Below are 13,986 nucleotides of genomic sequence, written 5' to 3' on the forward strand. Positions count from 1 at the left end.
CCCCTTCGACTGTTGTCTACCCGGCAGTACCCTCGCCCCCATGACTTCCTCAGACAACACGCAGAAGGCCCCCGCCAAGGACCCGTGGGACCTTCCCGACGTCTCCGGCCTCGTCGTCGGCGTCCTCGGCGGCACCGGCGACCAGGGCCGGGGGCTCGCCTACCGGCTCGCCCGCGCCGGCCAGAAGGTGATCATCGGTTCGCGCGCCGCGGACCGCGCGCGGACCGCCGCCGACGAGCTCGGCCTCGGGGTGGAGGGCGCGGACAACGCCGAGTGCGCGCGCCGCAGCGACATCGTGATCATCGCGGTGCCGTGGGAGGGCCACGCCAAGACCCTGGAATCGCTGCGCGAGGACCTCGCCGGCAAGCTCGTGGTCGACTGCGTCAACCCGCTCGGCTTCGACAAGCAGGGCGCGTACGCCCTCCAGGTCGAAGAGGGCAGTGCGGCCCAGCAGGCCGCCGCCCTCCTGCCGGACTCCCGCGTCACGGCCGCCTTCCACCACCTCTCGGCGGTGCTCCTCCAGGACGAGTCGATCGACGAGATCGACACCGACGTGATGGTCCTCGGCGAGGTCCGCGCCGACACCGACATCGTGCAGGCCCTCGCCGGCCGGATCCCGGGCATGCGCGGCGTCTTCGCGGGCCGCCTGCGCAATGCCCACCAGGTCGAGTCGCTGGTGGCCAACCTGATCTCCACCAACCGCCGCTACAAGGCCCACGCGGGCCTGCGCGTCACCGACGTCTGAGCCGCCCGGCCACCCGTCCCGCCGCCCCCCACGGCCCCGGCGGCCCGGGTGGCCCCGCGCCGGCCCCTCGCTCGCAGCCGGCCACCCGCCGCGCCGCCTCAGCCGCGCCGCCCGCCGCGCCCCTCACGGGATGGCGGAAATCAGCCGGACGGGAGCACGTCGGGGCATGGGGGACACTGGAGGGGCTTGAACCGCTTCAGTGTCTTCGAGGAGCCTCCGCCATGCCCCGCCTTGCCGTGTTCGCCGTCGCTCTCTGCGTCCTCGCCGTGGCCGCCGCCGTGGTCTCCTTCGTCGAGGGCAGCCTGCTCGGGATCGTGTGGGTGCTCATGGCGGGCATCACGTCCAACATGGCGTGGTTCTACGTGCGCAAGGCGAAGATCGAGAAGGCCGCGGCAGCAACTCGCACCGCGGGCTAGGCCGGCTCTTTCGGATCTTGTCGGGCCCGCGACGCCTGGCACCGCGCCTGGCCGCACTGCCGAGGCGACCACGTACACCCAGTACGCGAGCGCCCGACAGCACGCCCAGGCACGGCACCAGACGCCGCGGACTCGGCCGACAAGATCCGGAAGAGACGACCCAGGCCGTCTCTTCCGGCGGTCGTCAGGACGCCGCGCAGAAGCCGTTGCCGTCCTGCCAGAACTGGTAGAGGTCGCGGCCGCAGTAGGCCTCCAGCTCGCCCACGCCCAGCGCGGACAGCACGCCGTACACCGCGTCGAAGAAGTACGCGTTGATCTCCGGGACCCACAGCAGCGCGAAGACGGCCAGCAGGCCGAACGGCGCCAGCGACGCCGCCTGGCGGCGGACCGAGGGGGAGAGCCAGGGCTCGATGATGCCGTAGCCGTCCAGGCCCGGGACCGGCAGGAAGTTCAGGATCGCCGCCGAGACCTGGAGCAGGGCCAGGAAGCCGAGCGCGAAGCGGAACGGGATCGGGACCCCGTCCAGGGCGTTCAGCCAGAACGGGGCCGTGCAGACCGCCGCGAAGGCCACGTTCGTCAGCGGGCCGGCCGCCGAGATGAGGCTGTGCCGCCAGCGGCCCTCGATCCGGTCGCGCTCGATGTACACCGCGCCGCCGGGGAGGCCGATGCCGCCCATGATCACGAAGAGGACGGGCAGGACGAGGCTGAGCAGCGCGTGCGTGTACTTGAGGGGGTTCAGCGTCAGGTAGCCCTTCGCGCCGACGCTGAGGTCGCCGCTGTGCAGGGCGGTGCGGGCGTGCGCGTACTCGTGCAGGCACAGGGAGACGATCCAGGCCGCCGTGACGAAGAGGAAGACGGCCAGACCGGTGCTGGCCGCGTACTCCGTCCACACGGCCCACCCGGTGACCGCCATGACGGCGAAGATGCCGAGGAACACGGGACTGATCCGCCGGTCGCCGCGGTCGTGAGTGCTGTACTGGCTACGGTTGCGACTGCCCTGGGAACCCATGCGGCGAACCTATCCCGGAGGCGGCGCCCGAGGGGGCTCCGGGCCGGAGACAATGGGCCGGTGCGCTACGCGATGCTCGGCACCACCCAGGCCATCCGCGACGACGGGAGCACGGTCCCCGTCGGCGGAGCGCGGCTGCGCGCGCTCCTGACCGCGCTCGCGCTGCGGCCGGGGCGGGCGGTGCCGGCGGCCTCGCTCATCGAAGAGGTCTGGGACGGCGACCCGCCCGCCGACGGCCCCGCGGCGCTCCAGGCGCTGGTGGGGCGGCTGCGCAGGGCGCTGGGGCGCGAGGCGGTGGGGTCCGGAGAGGGCGGCTACTGGCTCGTCGCGGCCCGGGACGACATCGACCTGTACCGCTTCGAGCGGCTCGCGCGGGCCGCTGCGCAGGCCGACCCGGCGGAGGCTGCCGCCCTGTACGACGAGGCCCTCGCCCTGTGGCGGGGCGAACCGCTGAGCTCCCTGCCGGGTTCCGGCACCGGACCGGAGGCCGCCCGCTGGGAGGCGCTACGGCTGGACGCGCGCCGGGGCCGCCTGCACGCCGCGCTGGAGCTGGGGGAGGCGGAGCGGGTCCTGCCGGAGCTGACCGCGCTGTGCGCGGAGCTGCCGCTGGACGAACCCCTCCAGGCCCTGCGCATCCGCGCCCTGCGCGACGCGGGCCGCCCGGCGGCGGCGCTGGCCGCCTACGACGAGGTCCGCCGCGACCTGGCCACCCGCCTGGGCACCACCCCGGGCCCGGCATCAGGACCAGCATCGCCATGCCCTGGACGGCCTGCGGGGTCTTCATGGTGAGGCCCAGCAGGATGAAGATCCACATGAGCGAGGAGCCGAAGACGGCCGCGAGTCCGACGGACAGGAGCAGGTCCAGCACGGAGGTCTTGATCGACAGGCCGAGCAGGAAGCCCATGCCGAGCAGGATGGTGATGGCGACCATCATCCGGCCGAGCTCGACCACGATCTTGGCGATGAGCACCGAGGAGCGGGCGATCGGCATGGACCGGAAGCGGTCCATCACGCCCTTCTTGAAGTCGTCGTTGACCCCGGTGCCGACACCCATGGCGATGTTCATGCCCATCATCGCCATCAGGCCCGGGACCAGGTAGTTGACGTAGTCGCCCTGGTTGCCCTTGCCCGCGATCGCGCCGCCGAAGACGAACACGAACAGCAGCGTGAAGATGATCGGCATGAACAGGACGTCGAACATCGACTCCGGGTCCTGCTTGATCTGCAGGACGTTGCGCCGGGCCAGGGCACCGATGTGCCGCAGGTTGCCCCGCAGGCCGATCCGGCCCTCGTCCGCGAGGACGGGCCCGCCGGCCGGGGCGGCCGCGGTGGGGCTGGGCTTCGTCGTGGTTACGGTGCTCATGCCGCGACCTCCTCGGTCTTCTGGTGGGGGAAGGAGTCCTCGGCGGAGTCCTCGGCGGCGGGCTTCTGCCCGGTGATGGACAGGAACACCTCGTCCAGGCTGGGCAGGTAGGTGCTGATGTCGGAGATCCCGTACCCGCGGGCGGCCAGCAGCCCCACCACGGCGGTCAGCTGCTCGTCGGCCAGGATCGGCACCAGCAGGGCGCCCTCGTCCGGGACGGCCTGGGAACCGGCGACCCCGTCCAGACCGGCCTCCGCCAGGGAGCGGGCCATGCCGGGCAGCTCGGCCGGGTCGGTCGGGCGGATCCGCAGGGTGCGGCCGCCGACGCGGGCCTTCAGCTCGTCGACCTTGCCGTTGGCGATGACCTTGCCCTTGTCGATGACCGTCAGCTCGTTCGCGAGCTGCTCGGCCTCCTCCATGTACTGGGTGGTGAGCAGCACGGTGGCCCCCTCGGCGACCATCCGCTGCACCTCGTCCCACACCTCGTTGCGGGTGCGCGGGTCCAGACCGGTGGTCGGCTCGTCCAGGTACAGCACGGCCGGGCTGCCGATCATCGAGGCGGCCAGGTCGAGCCGGCGCCGCATGCCGCCGGAGTAGGTCATCACGGCCTTCTTGGCGGCGTCCGTGAGGGAGAAGCGCTCCAGCAGTTCGTCCGCGCGGCTGCGGGAGTCCTTGCGGGACAGGTCCAGCAGGCGGCCGATCATGTAGAGGTTCTCCCAGCCGGAGAGCTTCTCGTCGACCGAGGCGTACTGGCCGGTCAGGCCTATGGTCCGGCGCAGCTGCCGCGGCTGGCGGACCACGTCGAAGCCGGCGACCCGGGCGGTGCCGGCGTCGGGGGTGATCAGGGTGGAGAGGATGCGGACCAGGGTGGTCTTGCCGGCTCCGTTGGGGCCGAGGACCCCGAGGACGGTTCCCTCGCGGACATCGAGGTCCACACCGTCGAGGGCCTTGGTCTCGCCGTAGTGCTTGACCAGCCCCCGGACCTCTACGGCGTTCGAGCCGCTCAGGGGATTCTTGTCGTTTCGCGTCATGTCCACCATGGGACCAGACGCCACTGACAAAGCACCTACAGACGACCGACAGGCCACCGACAGGCCATTGACAGGGCCACTGACGGCCCGCCCGCGGAGCACCGACGGAACATCGGCGGGTCCGCGGGCGGGCCTGTCGCGAGCGAGCGGGCGGACTAGTGGAAGGCGTGCTGCTCCTGCGGGAACGTTCCGCCGACCACGTCCTCGGCGAAGGCCTTCGCCGCGTCGCCCATCGTCGCGCGGAGGTTCGCGTACTGCTTGACGAACTTCGGCATCTTCCCGCCGGTCAGCCCCATCATGTCCGTCCACACCAGCACCTGCGCGTCGCACTCCGCGCCCGCGCCGATGCCGACCGTCGGAATGTGCAGGGACCGGGTGACCTCGGCGGCCAGCTCGGCCGGGACCAGCTCCAGGACCACCGCGAAGGCGCCCGCGTCCTGCGCCGCCTTCGCGTCGCGCAGCAGCCGGTGCGCGGCCTCGTCGCCGCGGCCCTGCACCCGGTAGCCCATGGCGTTCACGGACTGCGGGGTCAGGCCCAGGTGGGACATGACGGGGATGCCCGACTGCACGATCAGCTCGGTCTGGGCCAGCGAGCGCTCGCCGCCCTCCAGCTTCACCGCTCCGACCCCGGCCTCCTTGACGAGCCGGGTGGCGCTGCGCAGCGCCTGTACGGGGCCCTCCTGGTAGGAGCCGAAGGGCAGGTCGCCGACGATCAGGGCCCGGCTGGTGCCGCGTACGACGGCCGCCGACAGCAGGGTCATCTCGTCCATCGTCACCGGGACGGTGGTCTCGTAGCCGAGGTGACAGTTGCCCATCGAGTCGCCGACGAGCATGACCGGGATGCCGGCCTCGTCGAACACGGACGCCGTCATGGCGTCGTAGGCGGTGAGCATGGGCCACTTCTCGCCGCGTTCCTTGGCGAGGGTGAGGTCGCGGACGGTGATGCGCCGGGTGCCCGTGCCTCCGTACAGGGTGGGGGAGGAGGCTTCGCGGGCAGGCGAAACGGCATGCGTCATTGCAACTGCTCCTTGATGTTCATCTCGAGGCACCCTTACGGCGTCCCCGGACTCACCACCATGGTGGCACTCCCGGGGCCCGGGCGGGAAGTGGCACGAGCCACGTGCGAGTCCCCGGTCGCCGGGGCGGCCGGGCCGCGGGGCAATGTGCGCGTTTGGTGACAAGCGGAACCCCGCCCGCTGGGACGTTCGTCCTCCCGGACGTACGGTCGACACAATCGGCGCGGAACCCTCCGTCCATCGCCTAGGGTCAAGAGGCGGGGACGGAGCGCGAGCACGGCAGCGAGGGCAGTGGCATGGCACAGGCGTACATGACGGAGACGGGGAGCAACGGCTCGGAGCCCGAGCCTTCCCGAGCTGGTCTCCGGCGCCGGCTGGCCGAACTGCGGCGGGATCCGGGCATCTGGCGCCGCGGGATCGTGCTCGCCGCGCTCGCCCTGCTGATCTCGCTCGTCATGATCTTCCACGCCGAGCTGCCCAACGACATCGGCAACCTCGGCAGCCTCACCGAGACCTTCCTGCCCTGGCTGGGCCTGGCCGTCCCGCTGCTGTTCGCCGCCGCGCTCTTCCGCAAGTCCGCGACCGCGCTGATCGCGATACTGCTGACCGCCGCGGTCTGGGCGAACCTCTTCGGAGGCCTGGTCACCGACAAGGCGCGGACCGGCGGGAACCTCACGGTCGCCACCCACAACGTCGACGCCGACAACGCCGACCCCGCCGGCACCGCCGCCTCGGTCGCCGGGGCCGGAGCCGACGTCCTGGCCCTGACCGAGCTCAAGGGCAGCGTCGTCCCGGTCTACGAGAAGGCCCTCGCGGGGACGTACAAGTACCACTCGGTCGAAGGCACCGTCGGACTCTGGAGCAAGTACCCGCTGGTGTCCAGCAAGCCCGTGGACATCAAGATGGGCTGGACCCGGGCCATGCGCGCCACCGTCAAGACCCCCTACGGAGACGTGGCCGCCTTCGTGGCGCACCTTCCCTCGGTCCGGGTCAAGCTCAACGCCGGCTTCACCGCCAACCAGCGCGACAACAGCGCCGACGCGCTCGGCGCCGCGCTCGCCGCCGAACCGCTGCAGCGGGTCATCCTGCTCGGCGACCTCAACGGAACGGTCAACGACCGGGCCCTGTCCGAGGTCACCTCGCAGCTGCGTTCCACCCAGGGCGCGTCCGGCGACGGCTTCGGCTTCAGCTGGCCCGCGCAGTTCCCGATGGCCCGCATCGACCAGATCCTGGTCCGCGGGGTCACTCCCGAGGCCTCCTGGACCCTGCCCCGCACGGGCAGCGACCACCTCCCCATCGCGGCCCGGGTCACCGTCAGGCCGTAAGGGCGTCCCTGCGATACTCCCCTGACGATCGACTGGGGGGTGGGATCGCAGTGCTGACCTGGATGTTCCGTGCGTTCGGGGTGCTCGCCTGGCTGGCCTTCACGGCAGCCGGGATCTGGGCCCTCGGCCTGCACCGCGGTGCGCTGCCGCCCTACACGGGCGTACTGGTCCTCGGCTGGACCGGGGTGGCCGCCCTCTGGGGGCGGGCCCTGACGCTGCCCGCTCTCCGGCAGGGGACGGGCGTGGCGGGCGGGGAGCCGGAGCCGACCGGGTCCGTGGGCCCGGCCGCGGTGTGGCTGCGCCACGCGGCGGCGCTGCTCGCGCTGATCGTGTCGACCACCGCGCTCACCGTGATCGGTACGGCGGGCGGAGACGGCACTGTCCGCGCCGTGAAGGAGGCCGGGCCGGTGGTCAGTACCGCCACCGTGACCGAGGTGGCGCGGGCGCACGTCCGCTACGAACGGAAGAAGCCGAAGGGATACCGGTCGACGCTGGTCCTGCGGACCCCGGACGGGACCAGGATCACCGCCCGGGACGTCGAGACCCTCGCGGAACCGCTCCCCGGCAAGACGTACGAGGTGCTCTGGGCGCCGTCGGCGCCGGAACTCGGCGGGTTCGCGGACCCCCGGTTCGGCGTGTCGAAGTACCTGGACGACCGCTGGGGGTGGACGGTCGCCTCCTGGGGATGGCTGGGCGGGGCCGCCGTGCTCATCCTGGCCGTCATGCTGCCGCTCATGTCCATGACGGGCACGCGCGCGCTGCACCGGCTGGCGCGTCGGCCCCTGCCGCAGTTCGTACAGGCGGCCGTGGTGACGGTCCTCTTCGTGGTCCTGCAACGGGTGCTGACCGGCAGGGTCGACTGGAACCCGGCCTCCTCGCTGCTCGGGGGGCTGGCGCTGCTGGTGACGGCCGTGACCGTGCTGGTGGTCGCCCTGCTGCGCGACCACCAGCGTCACCCCGCGGGCGTCACGCCCGCTCGCGCCAGCCGTTCGTGATGGGCAGCCGGCGGTCCTTGCCGAAGCCCTTCGCGGAGATCTTCGTACCCGGCGGGTACTGCCGGCGCTTGTACTCGGCGGTGTCCACCATCCGCAGGGTCTTCGCGACCAGCTCGGGGTCGTACCCCGCCGCGACGATCGCCTCCAGGCCCTGGTCGCGGTCCACGTACAGCTCCAGGATCCCGTCGAGCACGGGGTAGTCCGGCAGCGAGTCCGTGTCCACCTGCCCGGGGCGCAGTTCGGCGCTCGGCGGCTTGACGATGGAGTTCTCCGGGATCGGCGGGGTCTCGCCGCGCTCCGCCGCCGCCCGGTTGCGGTACTCGGCGAGGCGGAAGACGTCCGTCTTGTACACGTCCTTGATGGGGCCGTAGGCGCCCACCGAGTCCCCGTACAGCGTGGAGTAGCCGACGGCCAGCTCCGACTTGTTGCCCGGGGCCAGCACGATGTGGCCCTCCTGGTTGGAGAGCGCCATCAGCAGGGTGCCGCGCAGCCGGGACTGGAGGTTCTCCTCGGCGAGGCCGGTCAGGGCCAGCGCACCCATGTACGCGTCGAACATCGGCTCGATCGACACGGTCCGGAAGTTCAGGCCGGTCCGCGTCGCCAGCTCCGCCGCGTCGCCCCGGGAGTGCTCCGAGGAGTACTTGGACGGCATCGAGACGCCGTGCACGTTCTGCGCGCCGATCGCGTCGCAGGCGATCGCGGCGACGAGGGCGGAGTCGATGCCGCCGGACAGGCCGATCAGGACCGACCGGAACCCGTTCTTGCGCACGTACGCGCGCAGCCCCACGACCAGCGCGTCGTAGATCTCCTCGTCGTCCTCCAGCCGGTCGGCGTAACCGCCCGTCACGACCGGCTCGTACGGCTCCACCGGCTCCTCGGTGAGGATCACCCGGTCGATGCGCAGGCCGTCGTCCACGATCCCCTCGACGGGGGTCGCCGAGGCGGCCGGCAGGTCCAGGTCGACCAGGACGCAGCCCTCGGAGAACTGCGGGGCGCGCGCGATGACCTCGCCCGCGGAGTCGACGACGATCGAGTCCCCGTCGAAGACCAGCTCGTCCTGGCCGCCGATCATCGCCAGGTACGCGAGGGTGCAGCCGGCCTCCTGGGCGCGCTTGCGCACCAGTTCCAGGCGGAGGTCGTCCTTGTTGCGCTCGTACGGGGAGGCGTTGACCGAGATCAGCAGGCCGGCCCCGGCGGAGCGGGTGGCGGGGACGCGCCCGCCCTCCTGCCAGAGGTCCTCGCAGATGGCCAGGGCGACGTCCACGCCCCGCACCCGGATCACCGGCTGGGTGTCGCCCGGCACGAAGTACCGGAACTCGTCGAAGACCCCGTAGTTGGGGAGGTGGTGCTTGCCGAAGCGCAGGACGACCTGCCCGCCGTACAGCACGGCGGCCGCGTTCTCCGGGGACCCGGCCGGGCGGCCGAGCCGGGGCGCGGCCTTCTCCGTACGGTCGAGGTAGCCGACGACGACCGGGAGGTCCCCGAACCCCTCGGCCGCCAGGCGCCGCGCGAGGTCGAGCAGCGCCGTACGGGAGGCCTCGACGAAGGAGCCGCGCAGGGCGAGGTCCTCGACGGGGTACCCGGTCAGCACCATCTCCGGAAACGCCACCAGGTGGGCGCCCTGTTCGGCGGAGTGCCGGGTCCAGTGGACGACCGAGTCGGCATTGGCGGCGATGTTGCCGACCTGCGAGTCGATCTGATTCAGAGCGAGGCGTAGTTGAGGCACGCGGCCCAGTCTAATCGTCTTTCTGACGCGATGTCCTGGGAGTCGCCGCAGTCGCCGGTGTCGCGCTGGTTCAGCCGCTGGTTCGGCCGCTGGTTCAGCCGCCCGTTCAGCCGCCCGTTCAGCCGCCGATCGGGCCGCTCCAGATCGCCTCGTCGTACTCGGTGCCGGGCGCGATCTCGAAGTGCAGGCTCTTGGTGCCCTCGGGCACGATGAAGGCGAAGGTGCCGGTCATCGACTCGCCGGCCAGGACCGAGCCCTTGAACATCTTCGGCACGGAGCCGTCGAAGAGCATCTCGGCCTCCGTGCCCTGGTCGTCGCGGGCGTTCGGCAGGGACAGGCTGACGTCGAGCGCGGCCCCCGAGTTGTTGACGATCTTCACCTTCACCTTGACCGCGTTGCCGTCGCGGGCCTCTTCCGGGATGGCCGTCGAGGACGGCTTGTACGGGACCGCGCTCTGCACGGTGACCTGGACCCCGTCCGGGTAGGTGTAGGGCTTGCCCCAGGCCAGTGCCGAGGTCCTGCCCGGGATGTCGGAGGGCGAGGGCTTGGGGGCGGGGGCCGTCGGGGTGGCGGGGGAGTCCGACTCGTAGTCGTAGTCAGAGTCGTAGTCGGATTCGTAGCGCGAGCGGTTGTCGGCGATGGTCTGGTCGATCTCGTCGATGACGCGCGTGGTGATGAACCAGCCGCCGACGGAAGCGGCGAGGCCGAGGACGGCGAGCGCGGTGCCGATCGCGGCCATCGTCCCGCGGGGAGCTCCCTTGCGGGACTTGACGACGCCCGCGATGCCCAGGCCGACGCCGGTCACCGCGAGGAGGGCGCCGGCCCAGAAGAAGAAGGGGATGAGGCCGACGAAGATGCCGAACACCCCGAGGAGCAGGGCGGCGACGGCCAGGCCGTTCGTGGCGGGCGGGGGCGGCGGGAAGCCGGGCATCTGCGGGCCGCCGGGGTAGCCGGCGCCGTAGCCGTCGCCGGGCGCGGCCCAGGGGTTGCCGGGGCCGGGTGCTCCGGGAGCGCCCGGGGCGCCGTACGGGGCTCCCCACGCGGGAGCCGGGGGAGCGGCCGCGGCCGCCGGGGCGGGGGTGACCGGAGCGAAGGCGCCGGGTGCGGGAGCGGAGGCGGGGGCGGGGGCCGCCGGGACGGCGTCCGCGGGCTCTGCCGGGTGCTCGGCCGGGTTCTCTGCCGCCGTCCCGGTCAGAGCCGGGGCGGGGGTGAGGGGCTGGGACGGTGTCAGGGCCGGGGGCTTGTCGAGGGACAGGGGCTGCGCGGGCGCCGGTATGGGAGCCGCCGCCTCGGGTATGGGCGTGCCCGCGGGCTCCGTCGGCGGGCCGGACGGGGTACTGGGCGGGTTCGGCGGGGTGCTCATACCGGCGGGGAGTCCTTCAGGTCGCAATCGGCGCGTGACGATCACCAGCCTGTCATGGAATCCGAGCCCCCCGCCGGGCATTTCGGCCCCCTGCGAGCTCCCGCGCCCGGGCCGGTGGCGCGCGCGGGACGGCGCGCCACCGGCCGGTCGGGTACGGGATCCGGAAGAGACGGCCTAGTGACCTGAGTCTGAGGTTTGTCGTTAGTTCGGCATGAGTCGTCCCGGTCCGAAGATTCCGCCGTTGTCGGTGACTGATGCCCAGCGTGCTGTGCTGGAGGGCTGGTTACGTCGTCGTTCGACAGCTCAGGCTCTGGCTCAGCGGTCGCGGATCGTGCTGGAGTGCGCGGGCGGGCATTCGGTGATGGAAGTTTCGCGGCGGCTTGGGATCGCGCCGGACACGGTCCGCACCTGGCGGCGGCGGTTTCTGGAGCACGGCCTGGACGGGCTGGGCGACGAGCCGCGGCCGGGTGTCCCGCGGAAGATCACCGACGCTGATGTCGAGCGGGTGATCGTCAAAACACTGGAAGAGACGCCGAAGAACGCGACGCACTGGTCGACGAGGTCGATGGCCGCGGCCACGGGAATGTCGCAGTCGACGGTCTCAAGGATCTGGCGGGCGTTCGCGCTGGCTCCGCATCGTTCGCAGACGTTCAAGCTGTCGACGGACCCGCTGTTCATCGACAAGGTCCGCGACGTGGTCGGCCTCTACCTGGACCCGCCGGAGAAGGCTCTGGTCCTCTGCGTGGATGAGAAGTCGCAGATCCAGGCCCTGGACCGGTCCCAGCCGGTCCTGCCGATGATGCCTGGCGTTCCAGAGCGCCGCAGTCACGACTACATCCGCGCCGGCACAACCACCCTCTTCGCGGCCCTGGAGGTCGCCACCGGCAAGGTCATCGGGTCTCTCCACCGCCGCCACCGGGCCGCCGAGTTCAAGAAGTTCCTGGCCAAGATCGACAAAGAAGTGCCGGCGGATCTTCAGATCCATCTGATCCTCGACAACTATGCGACCCACAAGACGCCGGACATCAAGAAATGGCTGCTGGCACACCCGCGGTTCCACCTGCACTTCACACCGACGAGTGCGTCGTGGCTGAACCTGGTGGAGCGGTGGTTCGCCGAGCTCACCCAGAAGAAGCTCAAGCGTGGAGTCCACCGCTCCGTCCAGGCTCTCGAGCGCGACATCCGTTCATGGCTGGCCGACTGGAACGACCAGCCCAAGCCCTTCCTCTGGACGAAGACAGCCGACGAGATCCTCGACAAAGTCGCCGCCTACTGCCACCGAATCTCTGACTCAGGTCACTAGCTCCGGTAGCCGAGCACGGTCATCATCCCGGCCTCCGAGTGGTAGACGTTGTGGCAATGCACCATCCACAGACCGGGATTGTCGGCGTCGAAGTCCACCGTCAGCTTCTCGTTCGGCAGGACCGCCGCCGTGTCCTTGCGGGCTCCGCCCGGCCGCCCGCCGAGGGCGAAGGTGTGCCCATGCAGGTGGAGCGGATGCCACATCGTTGTGGAATTGTCGAACTCCAGGCGGACCCGTTCCCCCGCCTTCACCGGATGCCGCTGGTCCGGGGCGTACGGCTTGCCGTCGAAGGCCCAGTCGTACTTCGCCATCCCGCCGGTCAGCTTGATCCGCACCGTGCGGTCCGGTTCGCGCGCGGCCAGGGCCACCGGCTCCGCGGCCTTCAGGGCGTCCGCCGTCAGGGGCCGCCCGGACAGTTCGGCGGGCCGGGTCGCGGCGGTCGGCGCCGCCCCCGAACCGGTGCGCAGCACCGCGAGAGCCGACGCCCCGTCACCCTTGCCCTCGGCGAGCGCGGTCAGCGGGAACACCCCGTCGCCCGCCGTCACCAGGACGTCGTAGCGCTCGCCCATGCCCAGCAGCAGGGAGCGGGCGGCCGCGTGCTCGACGGGGAAGCCGTCGGTGTGGGTGACCGTGAACTCGTGGCCGCCCAGGGCGATCCGGAAGGCGGTGTCCCCGCCCGCGTTGATGATCCGGAGCCGGATCCGGTCGCCGGGGCGGGCGGTGAAGACCGAGGGGTCCTCGGGGGTGCGGCCGTTGACCAGGTAGTGCGGGTACGCGACATCGCCCGGGTCCTTGCCGAGGACCTCGCTGACTCCGCCCATGAGGACCCGGGACGGGCCGCCGCTGGCGGCGGGCGCGGGCGTGCCCATGGCGTGGGATCCGGAGCCGGCTCCGGAGCCATGTCCTGAGTGGCCGCCGCCGCCCGGGCTCGGATCCATGCCCTTGCGGAGTTCGCCGAGCACGGCGTCGGGCGTCGAGCCGTCGACCCCGTCGAGCCAGTCGTCGAGCACGACCACCCACTCCTTGTCGTAGGAGAGGGGCTCCTTCGGGTCCTCGACGATCAGCGGCGCGTACAGGCCGCGGTCCTGCTGGACCCCGGAGTGCGGGTGGAACCAGTACGTCCCGGGGTGCGGGACGGCGAACTCGTACGCGAACGAGCCGCCCGGGGCGATGTCCCGCTGGGTCAGCCCCGGTACCCCGTCCATGTCGTTGCGCAGCGCCAGACCGTGCCAGTGCAGCGAGGTGGCTTCGGGGAGGTTGTTGGCCAGGGTCAGGGCGAGGGTGCCGCCCGCGGTGACCCGTACCTCCTGGCCCGGGAGCCGGTCCCCGTACGCCCAGGAGCGGACGGTGCGGCCGGCGCCGAGGTCGAGCGGGGTGGCGGTGGCCGTCAGCCGGAACTCGGTGCGCGGCCCGGTGGCCTTGCGGGCGGCCTCGGCGGCCCGGACCTCGGCGCCGGCCGGGTCCACGTAGCCGCCGGGGACGGGGGAGGCGGCCCCCTTGCCCGTGGAACCGGCGCCGTGGTCCATGCCGGCCATGCCGGAGCCCGAACAGGCGGCGAGCAGCCCGGAGCCGGCGAGGGCGGCGCCGGCACCGAGGACGGCGCGCCGGGAGGGAGAGGGGGAAACAGGGGTGCGCGCGGAAGAAGAGCGCATGGCGGAACACCTCGTGATGGTCTGAGGCGGGCAGGTGGGCGC

11 protein-coding genes and 2 pseudogenes are annotated in these 13,986 nt (G+C 71.9%); 6 read left to right on the forward strand and 7 right to left on the reverse strand.

The window, feature by feature from the left end:
- Positions 1-40: 40 nt before the first annotated feature.
- Positions 41-745 carry an NADPH-dependent F420 reductase gene (gene npdG, locus OG730_RS29110; protein ID WP_327307008.1) on the forward strand — a complete coding sequence of 235 codons (705 nt, stop codon included), beginning with the start codon at positions 41-43 and terminating at the stop codon, positions 743-745.
- A 221-nt stretch (positions 746-966) separates the two neighbouring features.
- Positions 967-1,161: a hypothetical protein gene (locus OG730_RS29115; protein ID WP_327307009.1), complete on the forward strand. Its 195-nt coding sequence runs from the start codon at positions 967-969 to the stop codon at positions 1,159-1,161.
- Positions 1,162-1,345: 184 nt separating this feature from the next.
- Here OG730_RS29115 and OG730_RS29120 read toward each other — a convergent pair whose 3' ends face one another.
- On the reverse strand, positions 1,346-2,170 hold the full coding sequence (locus OG730_RS29120; protein ID WP_327307010.1) for a site-2 protease family protein: 825 nt from the start codon (positions 2,168-2,170) through the stop codon (positions 1,346-1,348).
- Between the two features lie 60 nt (positions 2,171-2,230).
- On the opposite strand from OG730_RS29120, the pseudogene OG730_RS29125 reads away from it, so the two are divergent.
- A pseudogene (locus OG730_RS29125) lies at positions 2,231-2,905 on the forward strand (AfsR/SARP family transcriptional regulator); the annotation flags it as partial.
- On the opposite strand, the pseudogene OG730_RS29130 reads toward OG730_RS29125, so the two are convergent.
- The 3 genes and pseudogenes from OG730_RS29130 to panB all read right to left on the reverse strand — a co-directional run.
- A pseudogene (locus tag OG730_RS29130) lies at positions 2,904-3,533 on the reverse strand (ABC transporter permease); the annotation flags it as partial. The pseudogenes OG730_RS29125 and OG730_RS29130 overlap by 2 nt on opposite strands.
- A complete protein-coding gene (locus OG730_RS29135) occupies positions 3,530-4,573 on the reverse strand; it encodes an ATP-binding cassette domain-containing protein (protein ID WP_327307011.1) in 1,044 nt (347 codons plus the stop codon). The pseudogene OG730_RS29130 and the gene OG730_RS29135, both read right to left, overlap by 4 nt.
- Before the next feature lie 146 nt (positions 4,574-4,719).
- Positions 4,720-5,580 carry a 3-methyl-2-oxobutanoate hydroxymethyltransferase gene (panB, locus tag OG730_RS29140; protein WP_327307012.1) on the reverse strand — a complete coding sequence of 287 codons (861 nt, stop codon included), beginning with the start codon at positions 5,578-5,580 and terminating at the stop codon, positions 4,720-4,722.
- 296 nt (positions 5,581-5,876) lie between these two features.
- Here panB and OG730_RS29145 point away from each other — a divergent pair, with 296 nt between their 5' ends.
- Positions 5,877-6,905: an endonuclease/exonuclease/phosphatase family protein gene (locus tag OG730_RS29145; protein ID WP_327307013.1), complete on the forward strand. Its 1,029-nt coding sequence runs from the start codon at positions 5,877-5,879 to the stop codon at positions 6,903-6,905.
- A gap of 50 nt (positions 6,906-6,955) precedes the next feature.
- Positions 6,956-7,900 carry a hypothetical protein gene (locus OG730_RS29150; protein WP_327307014.1) on the forward strand — a complete coding sequence of 315 codons (945 nt, stop codon included), beginning with the start codon at positions 6,956-6,958 and terminating at the stop codon, positions 7,898-7,900.
- On the opposite strand, the gene OG730_RS29155 is transcribed toward OG730_RS29150, so the two are convergent.
- Positions 7,872-9,626 carry an NAD+ synthase gene (locus tag OG730_RS29155; RefSeq protein WP_327307015.1) on the reverse strand — a complete coding sequence of 585 codons (1,755 nt, stop codon included), beginning with the start codon at positions 9,624-9,626 and terminating at the stop codon, positions 7,872-7,874. The two genes, OG730_RS29150 and OG730_RS29155, sit on opposite strands and share 29 nt — an antisense overlap.
- 118 nt (positions 9,627-9,744) lie before the next feature.
- The gene (locus OG730_RS29160; RefSeq protein WP_327307016.1) at positions 9,745-10,989 is read right to left on the reverse strand and encodes a DUF4190 domain-containing protein; all 1,245 of its coding nucleotides are present in this window, start codon (positions 10,987-10,989) and stop codon (positions 9,745-9,747) included.
- A gap of 211 nt (positions 10,990-11,200) precedes the next feature.
- On the opposite strand from OG730_RS29160, the gene OG730_RS29165 reads away from it, so the two are divergent.
- A complete protein-coding gene (locus tag OG730_RS29165) occupies positions 11,201-12,292 on the forward strand; it encodes an IS630 family transposase (RefSeq protein WP_327302643.1) in 1,092 nt (363 codons plus the stop codon).
- Here the strand turns inward: OG730_RS29165 and OG730_RS29170 are convergent.
- Positions 12,289-13,944, reverse strand: coding sequence for a multicopper oxidase family protein (locus OG730_RS29170; RefSeq protein ID WP_327307017.1), 1,656 nt, complete (start codon positions 13,942-13,944; stop codon positions 12,289-12,291). The genes OG730_RS29165 and OG730_RS29170 overlap by 4 nt on opposite strands.
- Positions 13,945-13,986 lie beyond the last annotated feature (42 nt).

It is taken from the genome of Streptomyces sp. NBC_01298, from assembly GCF_035978755.1.
Taxonomy (GTDB): domain Bacteria; phylum Actinomycetota; class Actinomycetes; order Streptomycetales; family Streptomycetaceae; genus Streptomyces.